Raw genomic sequence first — 24,770 nt, forward strand, 5'->3', positions numbered from 1 at the left:
ATTTATCCTCGGGACTAGCGTAGGCTTCAGGCTGGCGACGTCGCATCCTGAAGGCGGCCGAGGGTTTCCTCCTTGCCCAACGCAGCCATCATGTCAAAAACCGACGGCGACACTGTGCGCCCGGTTAAGGCCGCGCGTAACGGTTGCGCAATCTTTCCGAGTTTTAGATCTCTGGCTTGAGAAAACTCCTTCAAACAGGTCTCAAGTCCTTCGTGCGACCATGTAGCATGCTGCAATGCAGCGGTCAATTCTTTCAGTATGCCAAGGGATACCGAATCGAGCAGCTTTGCCGCTGCGGCATCCGGCGAAAACGGGCGAGAGCCGAGCACAAAGTAGGCTTTCTCCAGTACATCCGTCAGTTTTTTCGACCGGTCCCGCAGCAAAGGAAGCACTTCTTTAACACGGGCCAGTGAATCGGCGTCCAATTCGCCCTGTCCGGTGGCCTGCAGATAAGTTTGCAAATCCCCCAGCAAAACGTCATCCGGTGCGATTCCGATCTGATAGCCGCCGACATGATCCAGCTTTTTAAGGTCCAGACGGGCAGGGGATTTACCCAAACCCTTGAAATCAAACCATTCAACGGCCTGTTCGGTGGTGAACAGCTCGTCGTTGCCGTGGCTCCAGCCCAGTCGAGTCAGATAATTGCGCATGGTCGCAGGGGTATAGCCCATCTCGCGGTAGGCTTCCGCCCCGAGCGCGCCGTGCCGTTTGGACAGTTTCTTGCCATCATCCCCGTGGATCAGCGGGATATGGGCAAAAACGGGGATTTTCCAGCCCATCGCACGGTAGATCAGGCTTTGGCGGCCTGCGTTGATCAGGTGATCATCCCCGCGGATGATGTGGGTCACACCCATGTCGTGGTCATCAACAACCACGGCCAGCATGTAGGTCGGTGTCCCGTCAGAGCGCAGCAGCACCATATCGTCGAGCGTATCGGCCTGCCATTTCACATCTTTTTGAACCTTGTCCTTGATCCGGACCTCGCCCTCGCGAGGGGCTTTCAGGCGTACCACAGAAGGAAGATCCGGTGCATCCGCAGGATCGGCATCCCGCCACGGGCTTTTGAATAGCGTTGATTCCCCTTTGGCGCGGGCAGCTTCGCGGAAGGCTTCGATTTCGTCCTGTGTGGCATAGCAGCGATAGGCTGTGCCATTGTCGAGCATCGATTGCGTTACTTCTGCGTGACGGTCGCGGCGTTCAAACTGGCTGATCGCTTCGCCATCCCAATCCAGCCCAAGCCATTTCAGCCCGTCGTAAATTGCAGCCGTTGCCTCGGGAGTCGAACGTTCGCGGTCCGTGTCTTCAATGCGCAGCAAAAATTTTCCGCCCTGATTACGGGCGTAAAGCCAGTTGAACAGCGCGGTACGTGCGCCACCGATATGCAGGAATCCGGTGGGGGACGGGGCGAAACGGGTAACTACGGGAGTGTCGGACATCAGCAATCTTAACCTTTTGGAAACCAAGCGGGTGCAGGGTTGGCACTACTTATTCCATAACGGCGGTAAAGGACAAGGCAACGATGGGCGGCGATGGGGATTGATCATCTTTCAGAGGCATTGTTTGCGCAACGTCACCGTTTTGGCCTATGGGTTCCGGTGTGGTTGGGATTAGGGGTTTCTTGCTATTTCTCTCAACGATTTGAACCGGATATCTGGTTTCTTTCAAGTTTATCCGGTTGTGTTCTGTTGGCCGTTTTTTTCAGCCGGATGGGGCCGGATCTATTGCGCATTCTTGTTTGGGTGCCTGCTCTGATTGCGCTGGGATTTCTGGTAACAGCAGGGCGAGCCCGTCAGGTTGCTGCCCCGAAACTCGGCTGGCATTACTACGGCGCGGTAGAAGGAACGATCGTTCATCTGGACCGGTCCGGCTCTGACAAACCGCGGGTAACACTGGCGGACCCCGTGCTGGAGCGGATGAACCCGCAACGGATGCCAAAACGGGTGCGGGTATCACTACATTCCGAACTTGCGGGAACGGCGTTGAGACCGGGGGCGCGTATAATGCTCACGGCCAGCCTGTCACCCCCAGCCGGTCCGGTAGAGCCGGGTGGTTTTGATTTCCAGCGCATGGCGTGGTTCAACCGGCTTGGCGCCGTCGGGTATGCCCGCGCGCCGCCTGTGCTGGCTGTTCCACCTAACAACCGCGCCTTTGACCTGCGGGTCTTTGCGCTTCGGATGAAAATATCCGCACATATACGGCAAAAAATCCCCGGTCGGACCGGTGCATTTGCCGCTGCGATAATCACCGGAGACCGGTCGCAGATTGATCCAGTGTTGCTGGCGGATCTTCGACGATCCAATCTGGCACATCTGCTTGCGATTTCTGGCTTGCATATGGGGCTGTTGACGGGGTTTGTCTTTGCGCTGATCCGCTTTGGCATTGCGGCGGTTCCCTACCTGTCCGTGCGCTTGCAAGCCAAGAAAATCGGTGCCGTTGTGGCATTGGTTGCCGGTGCCGGATACCTTCTGGTGTCAGGCGCGAATATTGCCACACAGCGCGCCTTTGTGATGGTGGCGGTTATGCTTGTGGCAGTGTTGCTGGAAAGGCCGGCGATTACCCTGCGCGCGGTTGCCATTGCTGCAACCCTGATCCTTTTGTTCCGCCCTGAAAGCCTGACAGGACCGGGTTTCCAGATGTCCTTTGCCGCAACCACTGCGCTGGTGGGCACCTTTGAAGTGCTGAACAGGACACATGGATGGCATGCGCTGCGCCAAAGCAGGTTCCGGTTGCTTGCACCCTTTGCCTCCCTGTTTATCGCCTCTGCGGTGGCTGGCGCTGCCACCGCACCATTTTCTGCGTTCCATTTCAACCAGATGGCACAATACGGACTGCTTGCCAATCTGGCTTCGGTTCCGGTGATGAGCCTGATCGTAATGCCTGCCGCCGTAATTGCAGCTGTATCGTCGCTGATCGGTTTGGAAGGCGGCGCATTTTGGGTTATGGGGCAGGGAATTGACTGGATTCTCGGCGTTGCACATTTTGTGGCGGTGCAGGAGGGCTCGGTTCTGCGAATAAAATCAGGGCCGGTCTGGGCGTTGGGGCTGGTAACAATCGGCGGATTGTTCGTGATCATTTGGCAGGGAGCGTGGCGCTGGTTCGGGTGTCCCGTGGCCGTTTTGGGGGTCGTATGCTGGGCGCTATCCGTGCGACCGGACCTGTTGCTGACCCATAACGGGCGCTTGGCCGGGGTGCTTGCAGATCAGGGACGGGCTGTATCACGGGCCAAAGGCAACGGGTTTGCAGCTCTGAACTGGTTGGAAAATGACGGGGACGGGGCGGATCAGAATCAAGCCGCAGCGCGGTTTGAACAGGACGAGGACGACTGGCGACTAAGGCTTGAAGGTGGAACTGTCGCTTACCTTTGGGGAAAGACACGGACCAGAGCCGAGCTTCAATCCATTTGCGAGACCGCAGAAGTACTTATTGTGCCGCTATGGAGCGAGGATGTCACAGGCCCGTGCCGGGCGTTCAATGCCGCAGATTTGCGCGCAAGCGGGGCGCTGGCTATCTGGTCCGGACCGGAAGGTCTGAAAATACAAACCGCGCGACAGGCTTCCGGCGCGCGGTTGTGGAACATGCAATAAACGACCCCGCGTTCAGTAGGTGCGGATCAATCCAACCAGCTTTCCCTGAACCTTGACCTGATCGTCCCTGTAAACGCGGGTTTCATAGGCCGGGTTGGCCGCTTCCAGTGCAATGGCCGAGCCTTTTTTGCGCAGGCGTTTCAGGGTGGCCTCCTGATCTTCGACCAGTGCTACGACGATATCCCCGTTTTCTGCATCGGACTGTTCATGGATTACGACGATATCGCCCTCATTGATGCCAGCTTCAATCATTGAGTCGCCCTTGACCTCCAACGCGTAGTGGGAGCCTTGGTTATGCATCATCCCGCCGGGCACAGCCACATGGCTGGTCACGTGCTGGATCGCCTCAATCGGGGTACCCGCAGCGATCAGGCCCATAATCGGCAGTGAATGGGAATCCGTCTTGGAAACAGGAAGGGCTTCGCGGGGCGGCGGTGGTGGCGCAGAACCTTCGATCACACGGGGGTTGAAGCCGCCAGCGTCAATCGAATCCGGCAAACGCACGATTTCGATAGCACGGGCGCGATGGGCCAGCCGTCGGATGAAGCCCCGTTCTTCCAGCGCGGTAATCAGGCGGTGAATGCCAGACTTGGAACGTAGGTCGAGTGCTTCCTTCATCTCGTCAAAAGAGGGCGGAACACCGTCTTTTTGCATCCGCTTGTGAATGAATTCCAGCAAATCCATCTGCTTGCGAGTGAGCATGATACCCTCCTGTTTCGCGCGTTTGTTCGCTTCTGTTCCCGTCTGTTCTACAAGCGTTCCCGTTTTGTGTCAAAACCTATTTTTGTGACAGAATCGCCGGATGAGCAGGGAAGCAAGTCTAGAGGCGAATAATGGGAACGGTTTCACCTGCCTTGCGCGGGGGATCATTTGCATCGCGCACCAGAAGGGCGTTTGCCCGCGACAGGACTGACAAAAGGGAACTGTCCTGCCGTGTTTCAGGTGTGCAGGTCAGCACACCGTCCATGATTGAAAGTTGCGCGCGCATGTAATGGCTGCGCGGGCCGTTCTGTCCCATATCAGCCCCCAGACGTGCAAGCTCGCGAGGCATTGCGTGTTTGCCAAGGCCAAGCATGGCCCTGAGAGCAGGGACAAGAAACACGGTACCACAGACCATGGAACTGACAGGATTTCCAGGCAGACCGATCATGGCGGTCTTGCCAAGCCGCCCTGCCATGAGCGGCTTACCCGGACGCATGGCGACCTTGTAAAAGGCTTGTTCCATTCCGGCCTCTGACGCGACCTGACGGACCAGATCATGATCCCCGACAGATGCACCGCCAAGGGTTACAATTGCATCAGCGTCCGAACCAAGATCCAGCACAGCGCGCAGGGCTTGGGGATCGTCTTTAGCAATCGGTAGAATGCGGGCGATTCCGCCATTCGCTTCAATAAGGGCTTTCAAGCCGAAATTGTTGCTGGAAATAATCTGGCTGGGACCGGGCGTTTCACCGGGCATGACCAGTTCATCGCCTGTTGCAACCAGTGCGATTACGGGTTTGCGCCGAACAACGACAGTTGCGCAGTTCATCGAGGCGAGCAGGGCAATATCACCAGCGGACAGGACACGGGGCGCGGCCATTACATCACCGGCTTTGAAATCACCCCCAGCAGAACGGATGTAAAAGCTCGGGTCCAGATTATCGCCCACTGTGATGGTGTCGCCTTCGCGGGTGCAATCTTCCTGAATAAGGATACGGTCTACACCTTCAGGAACCGGTGCGCCGGTAAAAATCCGAACGGCCTGACCGCTGTTGACGGTGCCGTTAAATCCGCCACCTGCAGCGCTCTCTCCGATGACAGTCAACTGTGCGCCGGTCACCAGATCATTTGACTGCACCCCGTACCCGTCCATCGCGGACGAGGGAAACGGCGGTTGACTGAATGCGGCGACGGCATCCTTCGCCAAAACCCGACCGGAGGCGGCGCGCAGTGGGACAGTTTCACTTTCCAATGGCTCAAAAAGGTTGAGAACCTTCTCAAGTGCCTGTTCAACGCTGATCATTCGGATTCAAACCGGCCGGACTTGCCGCCATCTTTAAGAACAACCCGTACATCACTGATTTGCATTGTTTTATCAACAGCCTTCACCATGTCGTAGACGGTTAAGGCGGCCACGTTCACGGCTGTCAGAGCTTCCATTTCAACGCCGGTCTGTCCGGTGGTTTTGACCGTTGCCTCTATCATGACTCCATCGTCTGTCACCTCCAGATCCAAGGAAACCTTGGATATGGCCAGAGGATGGCACAGCGGGATCAGATCAGAGGTTTTCTTGGCCCCCATAATGCCTGCGAGCCGCGCAACCGCAAGAACGTCGCCTTTTTTGGCACGGCCTTCTTCAATCATGGCGCGGGTTTCGGCATTCATGATGACACGGCCTTTGGCCACGGCAACGCGGCTGGTAACAGGCTTTTCCGATACGTCCACCATATGGGCGGCGCCGGAATCGTCAAAGTGGGTCAGTTTCGCCATGATCCGCCCGTTACATTGCCTGCGGAGCCCAAGGGCTGCCGATCAGGTCGCGGGTGGCCATGGCAACATCGTCCTGCCGCATCAGGGATTCCCCGATCAGGAAGCAGCGCACGCCAAATTTGGCGAGGTTTGCGAGGTCGTCCTTGGTATTCAACCCGCTTTCAGAGATCAGCAAACGCTCTGCAGGTGCGTAACGCGCCAGTGTTGTTGATGTCTCTAGCGAGGTTTCGAATGTCTTCAAGTCGCGGTTGTTGATCCCCAGCAGGGGCGAGCGCAGGTGCGCGGCACGATCCAGTTCAGCACGGTCGTGGATTTCCACCAGAACGTCCATCCCGTAATCAAAGGCAGCGTTCTCCAGTTCCAGCGCCTGAGCGTCTGAAACACTTGCCATGACGATCAAGATACAATCCGCACCCCAAGCCCGCGCCTGGGCAACCTGATAGGTGTCATACATGAAATCCTTGCGTAAGCAGGGCAGATCGCAGGCTTCGCGGGCCTGTGTCAGAAACTCCGGTGCGCCTTGAAACGATGGTGTGTCGGTCAGCACGGACAGGCAGGTTGCGCCGCCATCGGCGTAGGCTTTGGCCAGCGTAGCCGGATCGAAATCCTCGCGGATCACGCCTTTGGACGGGCTGGCCTTCTTCACTTCCGCGATCAGGCCGTAACCTCCTGACTGCGCAGCAGATTTCAATGCATCGGCAAAACCGCGCGGCGCGGTCTGGTCTGCGGCCAAGGATTCAAGCTCGCCAAGAGAGATCTCTTCTTTGGCGGCTTCGATCTCTTCCAGTTTGTAGGCTTTGATCTTTTCGAGAATATCAGTCATCTGCTGCCTCTGTCGTTATTTTTGCCAGCGCGTCCAGCTTGGCGGCTGCTGCGCCACTGTCTATGCTTTGAGCCGCGACTTCAACGCCTTCACGCAGATTTTCTACCTTATCTGCAACGACTAACGCGGCGGCAGTGTTGAAAAGCACTGCATCCCGATAGGCAGAGGTTTCCCCCGCCAGCAAAGCCTTCAGTGCAGCGGCATTTTCCGCAGGTTCTCCGCCGACAATGGATTCAAACGGATGAACTGGCAGCCCTGCATCTTCGGGCGAGATTTCTGTTTCAGTAACCGTGCCGTTCTCGAGTTTGGCTACCCATGTGGGCCCCGCGATTGAAATCTCGTCAGTTCCATCGGACCCGTGGACCAGCCACGCCTTTTCAGAGCCGAGTTGCAGCAGAACTTCGGCCATCGGCCGGATCATTTCGCGGGAAAATGCTCCGGTCAACTGACGTTTTACACCGGCTGGATTGGTTAACGGGCCAAGGATATTGAAAATCGTACGTGTTCCAAGGGCTTGGCGCGCGGGCATCACATGTCGGGTCGCAGGGTGGTGCATCGGCGCCATCATAAAGCCGATTCCGACGGTGTTAATTGCTCTTTCTACCACTTTCGGGCCGACCATGACTTCTACGCCCAAATGCCCGAGCGCATCCGCCGTACCGGATTTGGAGGACAGGTTCCGGTTGCCGTGTTTGGCAACGATCACCCCGGCACCTGCGGTCACAATTGCGGTGGCAGTCGAGATATTCAGTGTGGATTTGCCATCACCACCGGTTCCAACGATGTCGATCGCGCCTTCGGGGGCGCTTACTTTCAGACATTTGGCGCGCATGACTGCGGCAGCTGCGGCATATTCTTCTACGGTTTCACCACGCGTGCGCAACACCATAAGAAGCCCGCCGATCTGTTCAGGCGTCGCGTCGCCTTCCATAATGGTGGTAAATGCGGCTTCTGCGTCTGTACGGCTGAGAGGGGCGTCGATGGCTTTTGCAATCAGGGTCTTTAGCGGCGTGCTCATGCGGGTTCCATTGCAGTCTTCAGAAAATTGTTCAACAGCGCGTGCCCGTGTTCCGAGGCAATGCTCTCGGGATGGAACTGAACGCCGTGGATGGGCAGGGTTTTATGGGCAAGTCCCATAATGGTGCCGTCTTCCAGCCAGGCGGTGACTTCCAGTTCATCCGGCAGGCTGTCCCGCTCCACCACCAGAGAGTGATAGCGCGTGGCTTCGAAGGGGGCGGGCAAACCGGCAAAGACCGAGCGGCCTTCGTGATGCATCCTGCCCATTTTACCGTGAACGATTTCATGACAGCGGATTACCTTGCCGCCAAAAGCCTGACCGATCACCTGATGGCCAAGGCACACCCCCATCAGCGGGGTTTCGGTTTCGGCCGCGGCTTTCACCAGATCAAGACAGATTCCAGCCTGATCCGGATCACAAGGCCCCGGAGAAAGCAGGATCATGTCAGGTTGCATGTCCATTGCATCCTGCACAGTGATCTCGTCGTTGCGTTTGACCACGGTTTGCGCCCCCAGTTCCCCCACATAATGCACCAGATTATAGGTGAAACTGTCGTAATTATCGATCAAAAGCAGCATTTTGCCCGTCCTCAACATCGGTGATTTAGGGGGATGATCCCTGTTGCGAATTGCGCTATACATTGCTCACGGGCGTGCGCAGAGGTCAAGAGCAGCGAGCCAAGAAAAGACGCGCATGATTGCGGACAAATGAGAGAACAGGCGCAAGAGGCTAATAATGGCAAACTGGGGTAAAACCGCAGGAGTTCTGTCCGGTTTGGCGGTCGGGGTTACATCAGGCGTCTTTCTGGCCGCGCTAAATCCGATCCTGCCAAAAACAGATACAACAACCGTACCAAATGCGCCCACACAAGCCGGTGGGGTGCCCACTTCTCCTTCCGACACGTCGCAAGGGCCGGTGGCACAGGGGGAGGTCTCTCGTGGCACTACCGCCGGAGCAGATCAATCTCCGACGCAGGCTTTGGAAAAGGTTGGCGAAACCGATCAAATATTGCCCGACCAAACTCCCAGCGAAATTGTGACCGCAGATGCGCGTGATAGTGCGCCTTCCAGTGTAGATGCAGCACGGCAGCGTCCCGTGAACACCGAAGTTGCAGTTCTGACTACAAAGACACAGGTTCCGCCCGAAACCGAACTTTCCATTGCGATGCCGATCGAAGCCGATACGCCTCTCACGTCGCGTCTTGCACTGATCAATCCCGACGACGGGGCTGAAATTCGTCCTTCGGTGTCATCCGATCCTGCAGAACCCGTTGTGATGCAGCGTCCTTCGGCGGAAACGTTAGGACCGGATGCGCTGGTTCCCGATGCAGCGGATGGCGATGCCGCCATGCCCAGTTTGAACGCGGACGGAACGGTTGAACGTCAAGACGCCAGCAGCGAGCGCACCATCGGAGTACTTGACGATACTGACAACCGGTTGCCCCGCCTTGATACGGAACCGGACGTTGTTATCGCAACAAGACCGGCACGCAATGCAGCGGAAAAGCCGTTGCGCATCCTGCCTGTTCTGCCGGAACCCGAAAACAAAAATGAAGCAGCCGAGCCGCAACCCCGCGGTGACGGGGTGCGCAGCGCGGCCTTCAGCCCTGCAACCCAACCCAATACCTCGGGCACTTTCGCCACGCTTGGATCCCGTTTGCCAACGATCGGGGACAGTGGCGAAAACGGCATTTCGACTTTAGGGAAATCAGCGATTAGCAAACGGATCCCGACGATCGGGGACGACGAACCGGTGCTGTCAGGTCAGATTGCAACGCCGGCGGTAGGGGCATTGCGGGCAAATGCCAATGATTTCACGTCGACCGGAAAACCGCTGGTATCGGTTGTACTGTTGGATAACGGTCAGATTGAGGGAAATCTTTCAAAATTCTCTAGGCTTGGCCTGCCAATGGCAATCGCTATTCCGGTTGACCAGCCCAATGTTTCAGCAAAGGCGCGGGCATACCGGAACGCCGGATTTGAAGTGCTCGCGCTCAGCCCGCGTGATGTAAAACTGTCGTTACCCGGGGGGCAAACTGATGAACAGGTTGCCGAGCTGTTGGACCGGTTCTTTACGCTCATGCCCGAAGCGATCGGGTTGATCGACCGTCCCGAAGCCCTGATGCAGCGTGACCAGCGGTTGGTGCGCTCGGTCGTCGGGTATTTTGCGCAGTCCGGCCACGGGATCATCACCTATGCAGGCGGCCTGAACGCAGCGCCCCGTCTGGCCGATCAACAGGATGTAGCCTTTGGTCTGGTCAGTCATATTCTGGATGGTGCGGAAGATACGGAAACAGTGGTTTCGGGGTATCTGAACCGTGCAGCGCGAACTGCGCGCAGCAAGGGGAGTTCGATTGTGCTGGCGATGCCGAATGATGAAACTCTGGCTGCACTTCTGAACTGGTCCTTGGGGATCAACGCGCGCACTGTCAGTTTTGCGCCGGTGTCTGCAGCACTGATGGCGGGCAACCCTTAGGGGTGCGCCGCCTTTTCAAAATCTGAGTCGCTTTAGTAGTTGCCGTTGGACTTTACAAAAGTCACGGCATCCTTGGCTGCCTTGCGTAATGCGTTGGATTTATTGACTGTTTCCTGAAGCTCGGCTTCCGGATCGCTGTCATATACAACCCCGCCGCCAGCTTGGATGTGCAGTTTCTGGTCCTTCAGAACGGCCGTTCGCAGGGCAATACAAATGTCCATCTCGCCTGTAGCGCTGAAATAGCCGACACCGCCGCCATAAACGCCGCGTTTCTCTTTTTCCAACTCGTCAATGATCTGCATCGCACGGACCTTGGGCGCACCGGACACAGTGCCCGCAGGTAATCCGGCGAGCAGGGCCGACAGGGCGTCCTGATCCTCTGCCAGTTCGCCAACCACATTGGACACGATGTGCATCACATGGGAATAACGCTCGATAATGAACTGTTCGTTCGGATTCACTGTGCCGATTTTGGAAACACGGCCCACATCATTGCGCCCCAGATCCAGCAGCATCAGGTGCTCGGCCATTTCTTTCGGATCGCCCAGCAGATCGGCTTCGAGCGCACGGTCTTCGGCCTCGTTCGCGCCGCGATGGCGGGTGCCTGCGATAGGGCGGATGGTGACTTCCTTGTCTTTCACCCGCACCAGAATCTCGGGGCTGGCACCGATGACCTGAAAGCCGCCGAAGTTGAAGAAAAACATGTAGGGCGACGGATTGGTGCGACGCAACGCGCGATACAATGCGAAGGGCGGCAGTTTAAAATCCTGCGTCCAGCGCTGGCTTGGGACCACCTGAAAGATGTCACCGGCACGGATGTATTCCTTGGCCTTTTCCACAAAGCCGAAATATTCCTCGCGGCTGGTGTTGGAGACAGGTTCGCCCACGGCGGTTTCCGGATCCGCCACAGGCGTGGCCATAGGGGCAGGGCGTTCAAGATCGCGCACCGCATCCATTACCCGTTCCGCAGCCTGATTATAGGCCGCACGGGCCGACAGGCCACCAGTGGCCCAAACCGGAGAGACAACGGTGATTTCATCCTTCACGCCGTCCACGACCACAACCACCGAAGGACGCATCATCACAGCATCCGGCAGGCCGAGCGGATCGGGATTCACGTCGGGCAGCTTTTCCACCAGACGGATCATGTCATAGCCGAGATAACCGAACAGACCCGCTGCAATCGCCGGCAGGTCTTCGGGTAGGTCGATATGGCTTTCTTCCAGTACAGCCCGCAGGCTGGTCAGCGGATCGGCCTTCATGGGTTCGAACGCATTGGCGTCGAAACGCGCCTGACGGTTGATCCGCGCGCTATCCCCGTGGCACTGCCAGATCAGATCGGGCTTCATTCCGATACAGGAATAGCGACCACGGTTTTCGCCCCCTGTCACGCTTTCCAGCATGAAACTGTCTTTTTGTGCCTGTGCCAGTTTCAGCATCAAGGACACAGGGGTGTCGAGATCGGCCACAAGACGGGTGTACACCACCTGATTGTGGCCGTCTTTATGAGCCTCTTCAAAGGCTTCGTAGGAGGGTATTAAGGTGCTCAAAATCCGGTAACCTGTGTATTGACCTGACTGATGATCGGGCGGTTCAACTGCACACCGGCCTGCGATTGCACGGCATCAGTGTAATAGCTCAGCAGGTCGAGCGAGATCTGCGCGTTCAGTTGGCCGTTGATCTGCTCCAGAAGCTGGTCGTTGTTGCCAAGATCGGGGTCGAAAGCGGTAATGTTGGTCAAACGGGCCAGCACCACGCGGTCGCCTCCGTCAACAATCGCAACACCACCGTCTTCCAGTTGGTAAACCTCCGGAACCGTCGTCGGGGGCAATTGTTCCAGATAGGTGTTGCGCTTGATACCATCTACGGCGGTCATTTCCAGACCGAGTTCGCTGACATCCACGCCTTCTTCCAGCTCTGCCTTCAGGGTTTCTGCAAGAGCCTTCAGTGCGGTGTTCACCTGATCGGCGCGCCAGTCTGCGGCAACTTTTTCGCGGACTTCTTCAAGAGGTATGGCTTGGGGCTGGTCGATACTGTCAAGACGCAGAGCAAAGACGCCACCGTCAGACAGGTCGATCACTTCGGGGAAATCCCCTTGTTCTGCAGCCAGTGCAGCTTCGCGGAACGCATCGTATCCGGCAATTTCTTCCGTGGAACCGGCTGAGAAGGCAATCGTGCCAAGGGTCATTTCGGTTTCATTTGCCAGAGCTTCCAGCTCTGCACCACCGGCGAGCATATCGTCGATATCCGTCACACGATCGGAAACCAGACGGCGCGCGGCTTCGCCTGCAAGTTCGTTACGCAGTTCGTCGCGAACTTCCTCAAACGGTGTGCTGTCTGCATCCAGTACAGCATTGATGCGGAACAGGGCAGGGCCGAGATCGGAATTCACCGGACCCACGATGCCAGGCTCTTTGGAAGCAAAGAGCAGTTCTGCTGCCTCGGAAGATACATCGCTGCGGCTGATTTCGCCTATATCCACGTCGGCTTCTTCCAGCCCCCGTTCTCCGACGATTTCACCGAAGGTGGCTTCCTGTGCGTCAATACGGTCGCGGGCGGCTTGAGCGTCTTCCATCGAGGAGAACACGAGGCGGTCGACCGCACGTTGCTCTACCTTGTTGAAACGGTCGCTTTGTAGTTCATAGCTCTCACGGATTTCGGCTTCATCCACATCCACCGCATCCAGCAGCGCTGAAGGGTTCAGCCATGCATAAGTGATGTTGCGGGTTAGGGGCGACATGTAGTTTGAGGCTTGTTCCTCGTAATAGGCTTGCAAGTCCTCGTCGCTCGGTTCCGGAATAGTGGTGTCCAGATCATCCTCGCTCAGCGCGACCCATTCAAAGGAACGTTCCTGTTGTGCAAACTCCATCAGTGCAGTGGGAACGGTCAGATCGCTTTTGACGCCGGTCACGATGGTGTTTTCCAGAAGGGCGCGGGCGTTTTCCTTGCGGATCAGGGTTTCAAATTCTGTTGCGGTGATCCCAAGCTGGCGTTCCAGATAGAAATCATAGCCCTCGCGGTCGAATGTGCCGTCAAGACCTTGAAACTGCGGGCTCTCCAGAATTGCATTGCGAACTGTTTCGTCACCTACAGACAGGCCCCGTTCCGTAGTTTCGTTGCTGAGTGCAGCCTGTCCGACAACAGCATCAAGAACCTGATCCTGCACGCCGAATTGTTCCAGTTCTGCTGCTGTCAGAGTGCGACCGGCCTGTTGGTTGATCCGGCTGGCAGCATTTTGATAGGCTCGGGCGTAAGTGTTGACCGGAATGGGTTCGTCACCCACCTTACCGATAGAGCGCACAGTGCCGCCGCCAAGGCCGCCGATGCCAAACCCCGTCAGACCGAGCATAAGCAGCCCCATGATTACCCACATGACCTTGCTTTGGCCTTTTCCGCGCATTGAATCGAGCATTTACCGGACCTTTTTTTCCCTTGTCTGAAGGCTGGTTTTAGGCAGCAAAAGGCCGAAGGGCAAGCGTCAACACGGGGCAGGACGGCCTCGGATGCGCTCTGGGGCGATAATAAAGGTGTTATCCCATCGAAAATGCTGCAAGGCGGGTGAAAAGCGTGGCGATCCCTTTGCGGTCTGCGTTGGCAAAGGCGATCCGGATATGGCGCTCTGCATGACCGTTGCCACCTTCGGATTTACGGGGGCTGAACATGGTGCCGGGCAGGGCAAGGACGGCGGATCTTTCGACGAGCGCTTTGGCCACCTGATCGGAAGGCGCTTCAAAGGGGTGGGACACATAGGCGAAATAAGCGCCGCAGCCTTTCAATTCCCATCCGTCCAGTTGTGGAAAGCCTTCTCGCATGGCACTTGCCCGGTCAAGAATCTCGGCCCGTTCCCGCGCCAGCCAGCTTCCCAGATTGCGCATTCCAAACAGGGCGCCGCGCTGGCCAAGCTGGTTCGGGCAGATGGTTAAAGTGTCGAGGAACTTCTCAATCTGGACCATGCGCTGCTCTGAGCAGACAACAGCTCCAACCCGGTGGCCGGTCAAACGATAGGCTTTCGAGAAAGAGTAAAGCTGGATTACTGTTTCCTGCCACTCCGGATCGGTAAAAAGGCTGTGGGGCGCGCCATTGACGGAATGAAAATCACGATAGGTTTCATCGATCACCAGTGAAATCCGGTTTTGCTGTGCCAGTTTGTAAAAAGCTGTAATCAACCCGTCGGGATATTCCATGCCGGTCGGGTTGTTCGGCGTCACAAGAATGATTGCCTTCACCCGATCGTCGATCATCGAAGCCGCCTGTTGCGGGTCGGGCAGCATATCGTCACCGCACATAAGGACGCGGCATTCGATTCCCGCCATATCCAGCCACATCTTATGGTTAAAATACCACGGAGCCGGCAGAATCACCGCATCCCCCGGACCGGCGAGCGAGGAAATCGCAGCGCAGAATGCTTGGTTGCAGCCGGATGTAATACCCACATTGCCTGTCGAAACATTGCCGCCATAGGTCATGGTACAGTGGCGGGCCACAGATTCGCGCAATTCCGGCAAGCCAAGCACGGGGCCGTAAAGATGGGCGCTTACATCATTTAAAACCGACTCGGCCAATGCCTGACGCATCGGGGCCGGAGGGGGATCAACTGGCGCGGCCTGACTGACATTGATCAACGGCAGGTCTTCGGAAAACGTAACATTCTCGACCCAACTGCGGGATTCCACGATAGGAGATGTAATGGTCCCTGTCAGAAGCGGGTTCATCGGGCTGGACTTGGCTGCCGTCATAATAGTTTTCCTTTTGAATTCGGGGGACCCTAGCAAGCGCCCCTTGACGGCGCAATCCGCATAACCGATAGGGGCTGCATGGCTAATCCTCCTGTACTGACCCTCTCCGATATCATGCTCACCTTTGGCGGCAACCCGTTGTTTGACGGCGTTGGGCTGACTGTTCACGAAGGCGCGCGCATTTGCCTTGTGGGGCGCAACGGCTCTGGCAAGTCCACGCTGCTTAAAGTGATCGCCGGTCTGGTGGAGCCCGACGCGGGAAACCGCTTTGTGCAACCCGGTGTTTCTGTCGGTTATATGGACCAGCATCCGGATCTGTCCGGTTTTGCGACACTGGGCGACTTCGCCATGTCAGGCCTGCAACAGGGTGAGGAATATAAGGTCGAGATGGCTGCCGAAGGGTTGAAGCTGAACCTTGAACAGGCACCTTCTGCCGCATCAGGCGGGGAACGCCGCCGTGCCGCACTTGCCAAAATTCTGGCCGAGGCGCCGGATTTGATGCTGTTGGACGAGCCGACCAACCACCTTGATATCGAAGCGATCAAATGGCTCGAGGATCACCTGCGCCAGACCCGCGACGCCTTTATTCTGATCTCTCACGACCGCGCGTTTTTGCGCTCGCTCACGCGGGATACCATGTGGGTGGACCGCGGTATCGTCCGCCAGCACCCTAAAGGTTTCGAAGCCTTTGAAGAATGGCGCGACAAGACCTTTGAAGAAGAAGACCAGCAACGCCACAAGCTGAACCGGCTGATCAAGGCCGAGGCCCGCTGGGCCGTGGAAGGCATATCCGCGCGGCGCAAACGCAATCAGGGACGTGTACGGCGTCTTGCGGATTTGCGTGCAGAACGGGGCGCGCAAATCAAACGGGCAGGGGCAGCGGCAATGGCTTTTGACAGTGGTCAGAAGTCTGGCAAACGCGTGATAGAAGCGACGGGAATTTCCAAAACCTTCGGAGAGAAAACCATCGTTCGGGATTTCTCCATCCGCGTCGCACGCGGGGAGCGGATCGCGATGATCGGGCCGAATGGTGTCGGTAAAACCACGTTGTTAAACATGCTCACCGGAGCATTGGAACCTGACACCGGATCGGTCAAGCTCGGCACCAATCTTTTGCCTGCGATTTTCGATCAGAACCGCGCCGTGCTCGACCCGAAAGTCTCGCTCTGGGATACGCTGACCGAGGATAAGGAACTGGGGGTTTCAGGCCAGAACGACCAGATCATGGTGCGTGGCACGCCCAAACATGTCGTGGGCTATCTCAAAGAATTCCTGTTTTCCGAAAATCAGGCCCGTGGTCCGGTTTCGGCATTGTCAGGCGGGGAAAAAGCACGGCTGCTTCTGGCGCGTCTTATGGCAAAAGAAAGCAATCTTCTGGTGCTCGACGAACCGACCAATGATCTGGACGTTGAAACACTGGACTTGTTGCAGGAAATTCTGGACGATTATGAAGGCACCGTTCTTCTGGTCAGCCACGACCGTGACTTTCTGGACCGCGTCGCCACCACTTCCATCGTGATGGAAGGCGATGGCGAGGCCACGATCTATGCCGGCGGCTGGTCGGATTATCAGGCCCAGCGCAAGGAAAACAGCAAGACAGAAAAGGTTGACCGGGAATCTCGGAAACCTGCATCCAAAGCGCAACCGACGGAAAAGCCCAAAGCTGCATCCAAAAAGATGAGCTTCAAGGATGAACACAGGTTGAAAGAACTTCCACAAGTGATTGAACGGCTGGAAGCGGAAATCGCCAAGCTGCACGAGTATCTGTCCGATCCCGAGCTCTATACAACGGCCCCTGTGAAATTCCAGAAAGCAACCGAAGCTTTGACCGAACGGGAGACCGCTCTGGAAGCGGCAGAAATGGAGTGGCTTGAGCTGGAAGAACAGGCTCAACAATCCTAAGTTGCTGACTCCGTTTCGCTTTTTGCAAGTAAACTTTGTTTCTGTTCCATTTTATTGTTTCCATTTCGTGAACGGAATTGTTGAAATGTGTTAACGATTTCTTAATCTTGCCCAATTTCAAACTTATTTTGAGACCAATTCCCCGTGAGAAGGATTACACGTTATGAGTGAAATCCCCCCTTATCGGGACCATCTAGGGGGAGCTACCTAGAGTGGAGAGGTATGAAAATGAGAGCATTGGCCGTAGATGACGATCCCCTGATCCTCGAAGTCCTGAAGAACAATTTCGAAGAAATGGGTATCAAGTCCCTAACTTGTGCTGAATCCGGTGCCGTTGCACTTGCGATTCTGAAAAAGGCGTCCACTCCCTTTGACGTCATCCTTCTGGATATAGAGATGCCGGGTATGGACGGGATCGAGGTTTGCCGGAAAATCCGGACGATACCGGAATACAACTCCACTCCGATCCTGATGGTGACGACTGTGACCAAGGAAGACAGCGTTCGCGAGGCTTTCACCGCAGGGGCCACCGATTATGTCTGCAAGCCGGTCAAGCCACTGGATCTGGCCGCGCGTATCCAGTCCGTTACCCATCTGCTACGGGAACGCCGCCGCGCGGAAAGCAATTTCGAAGCGGCGCAGTCGCTTAAGGTCCAGATCGAACAGGACATGAAGCTCACCCGTGAAAAAGGACTGAAGGTCGATTTCGTTCCAAACATGATCGACAAGCTGGAGATGGAAAATTACATACTCCAACTCTCTCGTCTGCAAATTTCGCGTACGCAGGTCTATGCTTTCGGAATTAAGGAATTCAACGAGATTTACGACAGGACCACGGCTTTTGATCTCTATTATACAATCGGGGATGTCGCATCAGCCTTGCAGAGCTGTTTCTCTAGCGAGAAATCTTTGCTGTCCTATTGCGGCGCAGGCCGGTTTGTTGTGGTGTCCCGCGAAAGTGACAAGGAAAACCGCTATAACATTGCGCAGATTGTCCAGAAGGCAGTGAACGAGCTGGAACTGGTCTATAACAATGGCAGCCCGTGTAAGGTCACCATGGTGACGGGGGAGCCGGTTCAGGCATCCTTCTGGTCTATGGGCAGTTCGCTGCGGCTGATGGAACGTGCGCTAAACTCGCTCGATATGGCACGAGGCGGGCACGACACCTATGCCGAAACCCGCAAGTACAAATCCCTGTTGCGGGAATGCCTTGACGTTGCCTGAGCTTGCAACCTCGGAATTTCAGAACGGCGCCTTCGGGCGCCGTTTCTTTTTGGTGAACTAGAACAAATCCATATCGCGGCGCAGGAATTTCGCAGTTTCCAGTGCAAAATAGCTTAGGATTCCGTCACAGCCGGCCCGTTTGAACGCCATCAGGCTTTCCAGCATGGCTTTGTCGCGGTCAATCCAGCCCTGATCGCCTGCGCCCGCTATCATCGCGTATTCGCCGGATACTTGATAGGCATAGGTCGGCACGGAAAACTCCTGCTTCACCCGCTGACAAACATCAAGGTAAGGCATACCGGGTTTGACCATGACCATATCGGCCCCTTCGTCGAGATCCCGCGCCACCATGCGCAAGGCCTCGTCCGAATTGGCCGGATCAAGCTGGTAGGTTTTCTTGTCGCCTTTCAAAGCGCCCGATGCGCCAACCGCATCGCGGAAAGGTCCGTAGAAAGCCGAAGCGAATTTTGCGGAATAGGCCATGATTGCAGTGTCGGGGAAATCGTTCTGTTCCAACGCACGACGAATTATGCCAATGCGTCCGTCCATCATGTCAGATGGGCCAAGAATATCCGCGCCTGCTTCGGCCTGCGTCAGCGCCTGTTGTTCCAAAGCGCCAAGGGTTTCGTCGTTCATGACGACGCCGTCGCGGACGATCCCGTCATGGCCGTCCGAATTGTAGGGATCAAGAGCCACGTCGAGCATGATACCGATGTCAGGCACTTGCGCCTTGATCGCGCGGGTCGCTGAATTGACCAGATTCTCCGGATTCCACGCCTCTGCGGCATCAGGAGTTTTCTTGTCCGGATCCGTATAGGGAAACAGCGCAATCAGCGGGATACCGTAGTTGGCCGCCTCATTTGCGGCCTCGACCGCGCGGGAAACGCTCAGGCGGTTCACACCGGGCATGCTGTCAATCGGTTCTACCACATCATCACCTTCGCGCACGAAGATCGGCCAGATCAGATCAGAGACCGACAGGCTGTTCTCCCGCGTCAAATCGCGCATCCAGTCGGTGCGGCGGTTGCGGCGGGGGCGGGAAACCGGAAACGGCGGCGGTGTGTGTACCATAAGTTGATCCTTTTGACGGGTTCCTCCAAATGCGCCATAAAAGCCCCAAACTGCAATTGGAATTTTTGACGCAATAGGCTAACACCGCGCCCAGACCAGACAGAAGGGCCGGTGATGGAAGGCTTTTATCAGGAAGTAATCGGCTCTCGCAGTTTTGCCAGTATCTGGTACTGGATTGTATTTGCTGTTGTCTGGACCCGAACAACCCATTGGACACTCGGCGTACCGTATGAAGACGCACGCAACGCCAAACGCTTTGGCGGGCAGTACCAGATGGACTTTGAAACCCAGATTGAAATCAACATCCGCAAGACGCTGGAAGTATTCGAGGGTCATTCCGTTGCCCTGACAGGGCTGGCTGCGTTCTTTCTGGCTACGATTTTCATGCTCGGCTTTTCCTTTAATATCCAGTTTATGCAGGCGGGGTTTTTGCTGATCTTTCCGCTGACCATTGTGTCCGGCCTGTCGATCCATCTGGCCCGGAAACTCCGTGACGAAAAGCTGGAGGGCGAAGCCCTTTATTCGGCCTATGTTTGGCATCGCCGGATCAAGCAGGGAATCGGGGCGTTTTCGATCTTTTTCGCAGCTTTCTGGGGCGTGTCGCAAATTCTGTTTTCCCCTTACGCGGGCACCTTCTAGGCTGGCTGGGTTTTCCGCCTTGTCCGAAGTCACCCGCTGCGCTAAATCCGCCTGATGGCACAGCAGTACAACGAAAAACACCGCACGATCGGGGGCGCCCCCGAAGGATTTGACGCACATCTGCTGGCCAAAGCGCTTGCAGAGGGCAAAGGCCCTGTGATGCATATCGCGCGCGATGATGCCCGACTTGCAGCAACGCGCACCGCTCTGGGTTTGTTTGCGCCCGAGATTCCCGTGTTTGTCTTTCCGGCGTGGGACTGTCTGCCTTATGACCGTGTTTCCCCCAACGCCGAGATCTCTGCTGCACGAATGGCGGTTCTTGCTGCACTTGCGGCGGGGTTCGACCGTCCCTTTATTCTGCTGACAACCGTTGCCGCCATTACGCAACGGGTGCCTGCGCGTGAAACCCTGCAATCGGCAAGTTTTGTAGCCGAAGTGGGGCGCCGAGTGGACGAAAAGGCGCTGCGGGATTTCTTTGCCCGTATGGGATTTGTTCAGGCGCCTACCGTGACCGAACCGGGCGATTTCGCGATCCGTGGCGGTTTGATTGACGTCTATCCACCGGGGGAAAGCGGGCCTGTCCGTCTCGATCTGTTTGGCGATGTTCTGGACGGGGCACGACGGTTCGATCCTGTTACCCAGCGTACAACAGAATCCCTGCAACGGCTCGAATTGGCCCCGGTCTCTGAGGTTATTCTTGATGAACCTTCAATCCAGCGGTTCCGCCAGAATTATCGCATCGAATTCGGGGCAGCGGGTACGGATGATCCGCTTTATGAAGCCGTAAGTGCGGGGCGCAAGCATCAGGGTATCGAACATTGGGCACCGTTCTTTCACGATAAGATGGAAACACTGTTCGATTATCTTCCGAACGCACAGGTCTTTCTGGATGACCGCACCACGCAGGCGCGTTTGTCGCGCTGGGAAAGCATTGCAGATCAGTATGATGCCCGCAAAGAGGCGCTGAGCAACAAATCCCGCATGGACAGCGTGTATAAACCCTGTCCGCCCCAACTGCTCTATCTGGATGACGCCGCATTCGAAGTGGAAATTTCCGATCTGACGGTAAAACAGTTCTCGGTCCTTCCCCAAGGCACCGGACCGAATGTCACAGATGCGGGCGGGAGACTGGGGCGCAGTTTTGCGCCGGAACGCCAGCAGGAAACCATCAGCCTGTTCGGGGCGTTGGCTGATCATATCAGGGAGCGCCAGAAGAGGGGCAATGTTGTGATTGCCAGCTACTCTGAAGGCGCACGGGAGCGTCTGGGCGGCTTGCTAGCGGATCAGGATATTAACGGCGCGGTAGAGATTGCCAAACTGGGCGATCTCAAAGGCTCCGGTACTGTTGCGCTCGCTGTTTGGCCGTTAGAGCAAGGGTTCGAAGTCAAAGACCTGACGGTTATCTCTGAACAGGACGTGCTGGGGGATCGTTTGATCCGCAGCCCGCGGCGCAAACGGCGGGCGGAAAACTTCCTGACCGAAGCTCAGAGCCTGACACCGGGGGATCTGGTGGTGCATCTGGATCACGGGGTCGGCCGGTATCGCGGTCTGGAGACAGTATCGGCGGCGGGTGCGCCCCATGATTGTATCCTGCTGGAATACGCCAATAACGACCGTCTGTATCTGCCGGTCGAAAACATCGAACTGCTGTCCCGCTTCGGCCACGAAGAAGGTATGCTTGACCGACTGGGGGGCGGCGCATGGCAGGCCAAGAAGGCGAAGCTGAAGGAACGCATCCGCGAAATGGCGGACAAGCTGATCCGGATTGCAGCAGAACGGGCCTTGCGCAAGGCCGAGGTGATGGAACCGCCGGTCGAGGCCTGGGATAAATTCTGTGCCCGTTTCCCCTATGCGGAAACCGACGACCAGCTGCACGCCATTGAGGATGTTCTGGCGGATATGGCTTCCGGTTCACCGATGGACCGTCTGATCTGCGGCGATGTGGGCTTTGGCAAGACCGAGGTTGCCTTGCGTGCGGCCTTTGTAGCGGCCTCTGCGGGCACACAGGTGGCGATCATCGCGCCAACCACATTGCTGGCGCGCCAGCACTATAAATCCTTTGCCGAACGGTTCCGTAATACCGGCATCCGGGTGCGCCAGCTTTCGCGCTTTGTCAGCGCCAAGGACGCAGAGGCGACCCGTCAGGGCATGGCCGACGGCGGTGTAGAGATCGTGATCGGCACCCATGCTCTGTTGGCAAAAGGCATCAAATTCGCCAACCTCGGCCTGCTTGTGATCGACGAAGAGCAGCATTTCGGCGTGACACACAAAGAGCGGCTGAAACAGTTGCGTTCCGACGTGCATGTGCTGACCCTGACCGCAACACCGATCCCGCGCACTTTGCAGATGTCCCTGTCCGGCGTGCGCGAACTGTCGATTATCGGCACGCCGCCGGTGGACCGTCTGGCGATCCGCACCTATGTCTCCGAATTTGATACGATCACCATCCGCGAGGCCTTGTTGCGCGAACACTATCGCGGCGGGCAGTCCTTCTTTGTGGTGCCCCGCGTGTCCGATCTGCCCGAGCTTGAGGAGTTCCTGAAAACGCAGGTGCCAGAGGTCAGCTTTATCACTGCGAACGGCCAGATGGCCGCCGGAGAGCTGGACGACCGGATGAACGCTTTTTACGACGGCAAATACGATGTGTTGCTGGCAACCACGATTGTGGAGTCGGGGCTGGATATTCCCACAGCCAATACGATGATCATCCACCGCGCCGATATGTTCGGCCTGTCGCAGCTCTACCAGATTCGCGGGCGGGTGGGCCGCTCCAAAACCCGCGCCTATGCCTATCTCACCACCAAGCCGCGCAAGCCTCTGACGCCGAATGCTGAAAAGAGGCTGCGGGTGCTTGGGAGTCTGGATTCGCTGGGCGCGGGCTTTACGCTGGCGTCACAGGATCTCGATATTCGCGGGGCAGGGAACCTTCTGGGGGACGAACAGTCGGGGCATGTGCGCGAAGTGGGGTTCGAGCTGTATCAGGAGATGCTGGAAGAGGCGATTGCCAAGATGAAGGCGGGCGAGATGGAAGGGCTTTCTGATGACGGTGGCACATGGTCGCCGCAGATCAATCTGGGCGTGCCGGTTCTGATCCCCGAGAGCTTTGTTACCGATCTGGACGTACGGCTTGGCCTGTACCGCCGCCTGTCCTCCCTGACCACCAAGGTGGAACTGGAAGGCTTCGCGGCCGAACTGATCGACCGGTTTGGCAAGCTGCCTTCCGAGGTGAACACGCTGTTACGGATTGTGCGGGTGAAATCCATGTGCAAACGGGCCGGTATTGCCAAGCTGGACGGCGGGCCGAAAGGCGCTGTGATCCAGTTCCACAACGACAAATTTGCCAATCCGGCAGGGCTTGTGGAGTTTTTGCAAAAACAGAACGGCACTGCGAAGGTGAAGGACAACAAGATCATCGTGCGCCGTGACTGGTCCAAGGATGATACAAAGATTAAAGGGGCGTATATCCTCGCCCGCGACCTCGCCGCCCAAGCCAAAGCATAATTCCACCGTAGGTCGGGCTTTAGCCCGACCAAAACCGCCCGCTTAGACCGTGCGTTTAAACCGTGCGCGGATTAACCAAATTCAACAGGAACCCAATTGCAGCGCAGATACCGACCCCGAACATCAGGGGCAGACCGGTGCCGTCAAACATTTGCCCGATCGGAACTGCGATCAAGATGCTCGCCAATGTGGACAGTGAACCGATAATTGCGCTGGCAGTGCCCGCAATATGGCCCATCGGTTCCATCGCGAAGGCGTTTACGTTGGAAAACACCAGCCCGCTGAGAAAGAACAGCATCATCGACCAGCCGATCACCACGTAAAGCAAAGCATCGCCGGAAATCACTCCCGACGCGATGAGGGTTCCGACGCTGATCGACCCGACCGCAAGCAGGGCCAGTCCGATCGTGCTAAGCAACCACATGCCCAGACGCACCACCAAGGCCGCGTTCAACGCACTGGCAGAGCCGGACACCAGCGCGATGATGGCAAAGTAGAACGGAAAGCGTGCGCCCGCATCAAGCCAGACCACAAAAAGCTGTTGGGCGCTGGAAATGTACGAAAACACAATGGCATAGGACATGCACAAGACCAGAAGGGACACCACAACACGTCTGGATCGTGCCATTTCCTTGGCTGCCGAAACCAGTGTGGACACCTTCATCGGGCGGCGTCTCTCGGGAATATGTGTTTCTTCCTGACGAAGCCACAACCAAAGCCCCGCACCACAGCCCAGAACGACAAAAGACATGAAAATTGCCCGCCAGCCAAAAGCCAGCATGATGCCCTGTCCGATCAGCGGCGCAACGGCGGGCACCAGTACGAACATCATCATCGCCAGTGATACAACGCGGGCCATCTGGCGGCCGGTATAAAGGTCACGCACCATAGCCATACCGACGGTACGGGGCGCGGAAATGCCCAACCCCTGAATAAAGCGGGCCAGTAACAGCATTTCGAGGGACTGGCTGCCCCAAGCCCAGAAGCTGGTGAGGATAAAAACACCGATCCCGCCAAGCAGCACCGGTTTGCGCCCGATGGCATCTGACAGGGGGCCGCTGATCAACTGTCCGCAGCCTGTACCAAGAACGAAAGCTGCCACAACAAGTTGCACGCGGTTGGCGTTGCTTGTGTTCAGGTCTGCTGCCATCTCGCCAAAAGCGGGCAGCATTGCATCCGTCCCAAAGGCGATGAGCGAGAAGAGCAACGCGGTCAGCAGGATGAATTCAGGCAACGCGAGGCGTTTTCCCATGAGAGGACTCCAACAAACGGGGCAGGCAAGGCTACCCCGTGATACCGATTAACAATTTACGGAGACCGCCTGC

General features: G+C 56.8%; 18 protein-coding genes. 6 read left to right on the top strand and 12 right to left on the bottom strand.

Translation table 11 applies throughout. The features are described 5' to 3' along the window. Positions 1-26: 26 nt before the first annotated feature. Positions 27-1,436 carry a glutamate--tRNA ligase gene (gltX, locus tag C0U40_RS15575; protein ID WP_101656734.1) on the bottom strand — a complete coding sequence of 470 codons (1,410 nt, stop codon included), beginning with the start codon at positions 1,434-1,436 and terminating at the stop codon, positions 27-29. Positions 1,437-1,529: 93 nt separating this feature from the next. Here gltX and C0U40_RS15580 point away from each other — a divergent pair, with 93 nt between their 5' ends. Next, entirely contained in the window at positions 1,530-3,584 is a 2,055-nt protein-coding gene (locus tag C0U40_RS15580) for a ComEC/Rec2 family competence protein (protein WP_101656735.1), read from the top strand. 12 nt (positions 3,585-3,596) lie between these two features. Here C0U40_RS15580 and lexA read toward each other — a convergent pair whose 3' ends face one another. The 6 genes from lexA to C0U40_RS15610 form a co-directional block, all read right to left on the bottom strand. After that, on the bottom strand, positions 3,597-4,286 hold the full coding sequence (lexA, locus tag C0U40_RS15585; protein ID WP_101656736.1) for a transcriptional repressor LexA: 690 nt from the start codon (positions 4,284-4,286) through the stop codon (positions 3,597-3,599). A 118-nt stretch (positions 4,287-4,404) separates the two neighbouring features. Then, a complete protein-coding gene (locus C0U40_RS15590) occupies positions 4,405-5,589 on the bottom strand; it encodes a molybdopterin molybdotransferase MoeA (RefSeq protein WP_101656737.1) in 1,185 nt (394 codons plus the stop codon). Then, positions 5,586-6,056 (bottom strand): cyclic pyranopterin monophosphate synthase MoaC, encoded by a 471-nt coding sequence (gene moaC / locus C0U40_RS15595; RefSeq protein WP_101656738.1) that lies wholly within the window; start codon positions 6,054-6,056, stop codon positions 5,586-5,588. Before moaC ends, C0U40_RS15590 begins: the two co-directional genes overlap by 4 nt. 10 nt (positions 6,057-6,066) lie before the next feature. Further along, positions 6,067-6,879 carry an indole-3-glycerol phosphate synthase TrpC gene (gene trpC / locus C0U40_RS15600; protein WP_101656739.1) on the bottom strand — a complete coding sequence of 271 codons (813 nt, stop codon included), beginning with the start codon at positions 6,877-6,879 and terminating at the stop codon, positions 6,067-6,069. Further along, positions 6,872-7,897, bottom strand: coding sequence for an anthranilate phosphoribosyltransferase (gene trpD / locus C0U40_RS15605; RefSeq protein ID WP_101656740.1), 1,026 nt, complete (start codon positions 7,895-7,897; stop codon positions 6,872-6,874). The genes trpC and trpD overlap by 8 nt, the downstream gene beginning before the upstream one ends. Then, positions 7,894-8,475 carry an anthranilate synthase component II gene (locus tag C0U40_RS15610; protein WP_101656741.1) on the bottom strand — a complete coding sequence of 194 codons (582 nt, stop codon included), beginning with the start codon at positions 8,473-8,475 and terminating at the stop codon, positions 7,894-7,896. The genes trpD and C0U40_RS15610 overlap by 4 nt, the downstream gene beginning before the upstream one ends. Positions 8,476-8,632: 157 nt before the next feature. Here C0U40_RS15610 and C0U40_RS15615 point away from each other — a divergent pair, with 157 nt between their 5' ends. Beyond that, positions 8,633-10,372: a divergent polysaccharide deacetylase family protein gene (locus C0U40_RS15615; protein WP_101656742.1), complete on the top strand. Its 1,740-nt coding sequence runs from the start codon at positions 8,633-8,635 to the stop codon at positions 10,370-10,372. Between the two features lie 32 nt (positions 10,373-10,404). Here the strand turns inward: C0U40_RS15615 and trpE are convergent, their stop codons facing one another. The 3 genes from trpE to C0U40_RS15630 form a co-directional block, all read right to left on the bottom strand. Continuing rightward, on the bottom strand, positions 10,405-11,922 hold the full coding sequence (trpE, locus tag C0U40_RS15620; protein ID WP_101656743.1) for an anthranilate synthase component I: 1,518 nt from the start codon (positions 11,920-11,922) through the stop codon (positions 10,405-10,407). Next, positions 11,919-13,784, bottom strand: a complete 1,866-nt coding sequence (locus C0U40_RS15625; protein WP_101656744.1) for a SurA N-terminal domain-containing protein — start codon at positions 13,782-13,784, stop codon at positions 11,919-11,921. The genes trpE and C0U40_RS15625 overlap by 4 nt, the downstream gene beginning before the upstream one ends. Positions 13,785-13,902: 118 nt before the next feature. Next, the gene (locus C0U40_RS15630) at positions 13,903-15,108 is read right to left on the bottom strand and encodes an aminotransferase (RefSeq protein ID WP_101656745.1); all 1,206 of its coding nucleotides are present in this window, start codon (positions 15,106-15,108) and stop codon (positions 13,903-13,905) included. Positions 15,109-15,186: 78 nt separating this feature from the next. Here C0U40_RS15630 and C0U40_RS15635 point away from each other — a divergent pair, with 78 nt between their 5' ends. Together C0U40_RS15635 and C0U40_RS15640 are read left to right on the top strand one after the other, a co-directional pair. Beyond that, positions 15,187-17,010, top strand: a complete 1,824-nt coding sequence (locus tag C0U40_RS15635; RefSeq protein ID WP_101656746.1) for an ABC-F family ATP-binding cassette domain-containing protein — start codon at positions 15,187-15,189, stop codon at positions 17,008-17,010. Between the two features lie 228 nt (positions 17,011-17,238). Then, complete coding sequence (locus tag C0U40_RS15640) at positions 17,239-18,234, top strand: response regulator (RefSeq protein ID WP_180957725.1); 996 nt, start codon at positions 17,239-17,241, stop codon at positions 18,232-18,234. 57 nt (positions 18,235-18,291) lie between these two features. Here C0U40_RS15640 and hemB read toward each other — a convergent pair whose 3' ends face one another. Beyond that, positions 18,292-19,305, bottom strand: a complete 1,014-nt coding sequence (hemB, locus tag C0U40_RS15645; protein WP_101656748.1) for a porphobilinogen synthase — start codon at positions 19,303-19,305, stop codon at positions 18,292-18,294. A 114-nt stretch (positions 19,306-19,419) separates the two neighbouring features. Between hemB and C0U40_RS15650 the strand changes: the two genes are divergently transcribed. Then, positions 19,420-19,944 (top strand): component of SufBCD complex, encoded by a 525-nt coding sequence (locus C0U40_RS15650; RefSeq protein WP_101656749.1) that lies wholly within the window; start codon positions 19,420-19,422, stop codon positions 19,942-19,944. Positions 19,945-19,998: 54 nt separating this feature from the next. Beyond that, positions 19,999-23,445 carry a transcription-repair coupling factor gene (gene mfd / locus C0U40_RS15655; protein ID WP_101656750.1) on the top strand — a complete coding sequence of 1,149 codons (3,447 nt, stop codon included), beginning with the start codon at positions 19,999-20,001 and terminating at the stop codon, positions 23,443-23,445. A gap of 55 nt (positions 23,446-23,500) precedes the next feature. On the opposite strand, the gene C0U40_RS15660 is transcribed toward mfd, so the two are convergent. Beyond that, positions 23,501-24,697 carry a multidrug effflux MFS transporter gene (locus C0U40_RS15660; protein WP_101656751.1) on the bottom strand — a complete coding sequence of 399 codons (1,197 nt, stop codon included), beginning with the start codon at positions 24,695-24,697 and terminating at the stop codon, positions 23,501-23,503. Positions 24,698-24,770 lie beyond the last annotated feature (73 nt).

Origin of the sequence: Neptunicoccus cionae (assembly GCF_002860325.1) — a bacterium.
GTDB classification, from domain to species: domain Bacteria; phylum Pseudomonadota; class Alphaproteobacteria; order Rhodobacterales; family Rhodobacteraceae; genus Amylibacter; species Amylibacter lutimaris.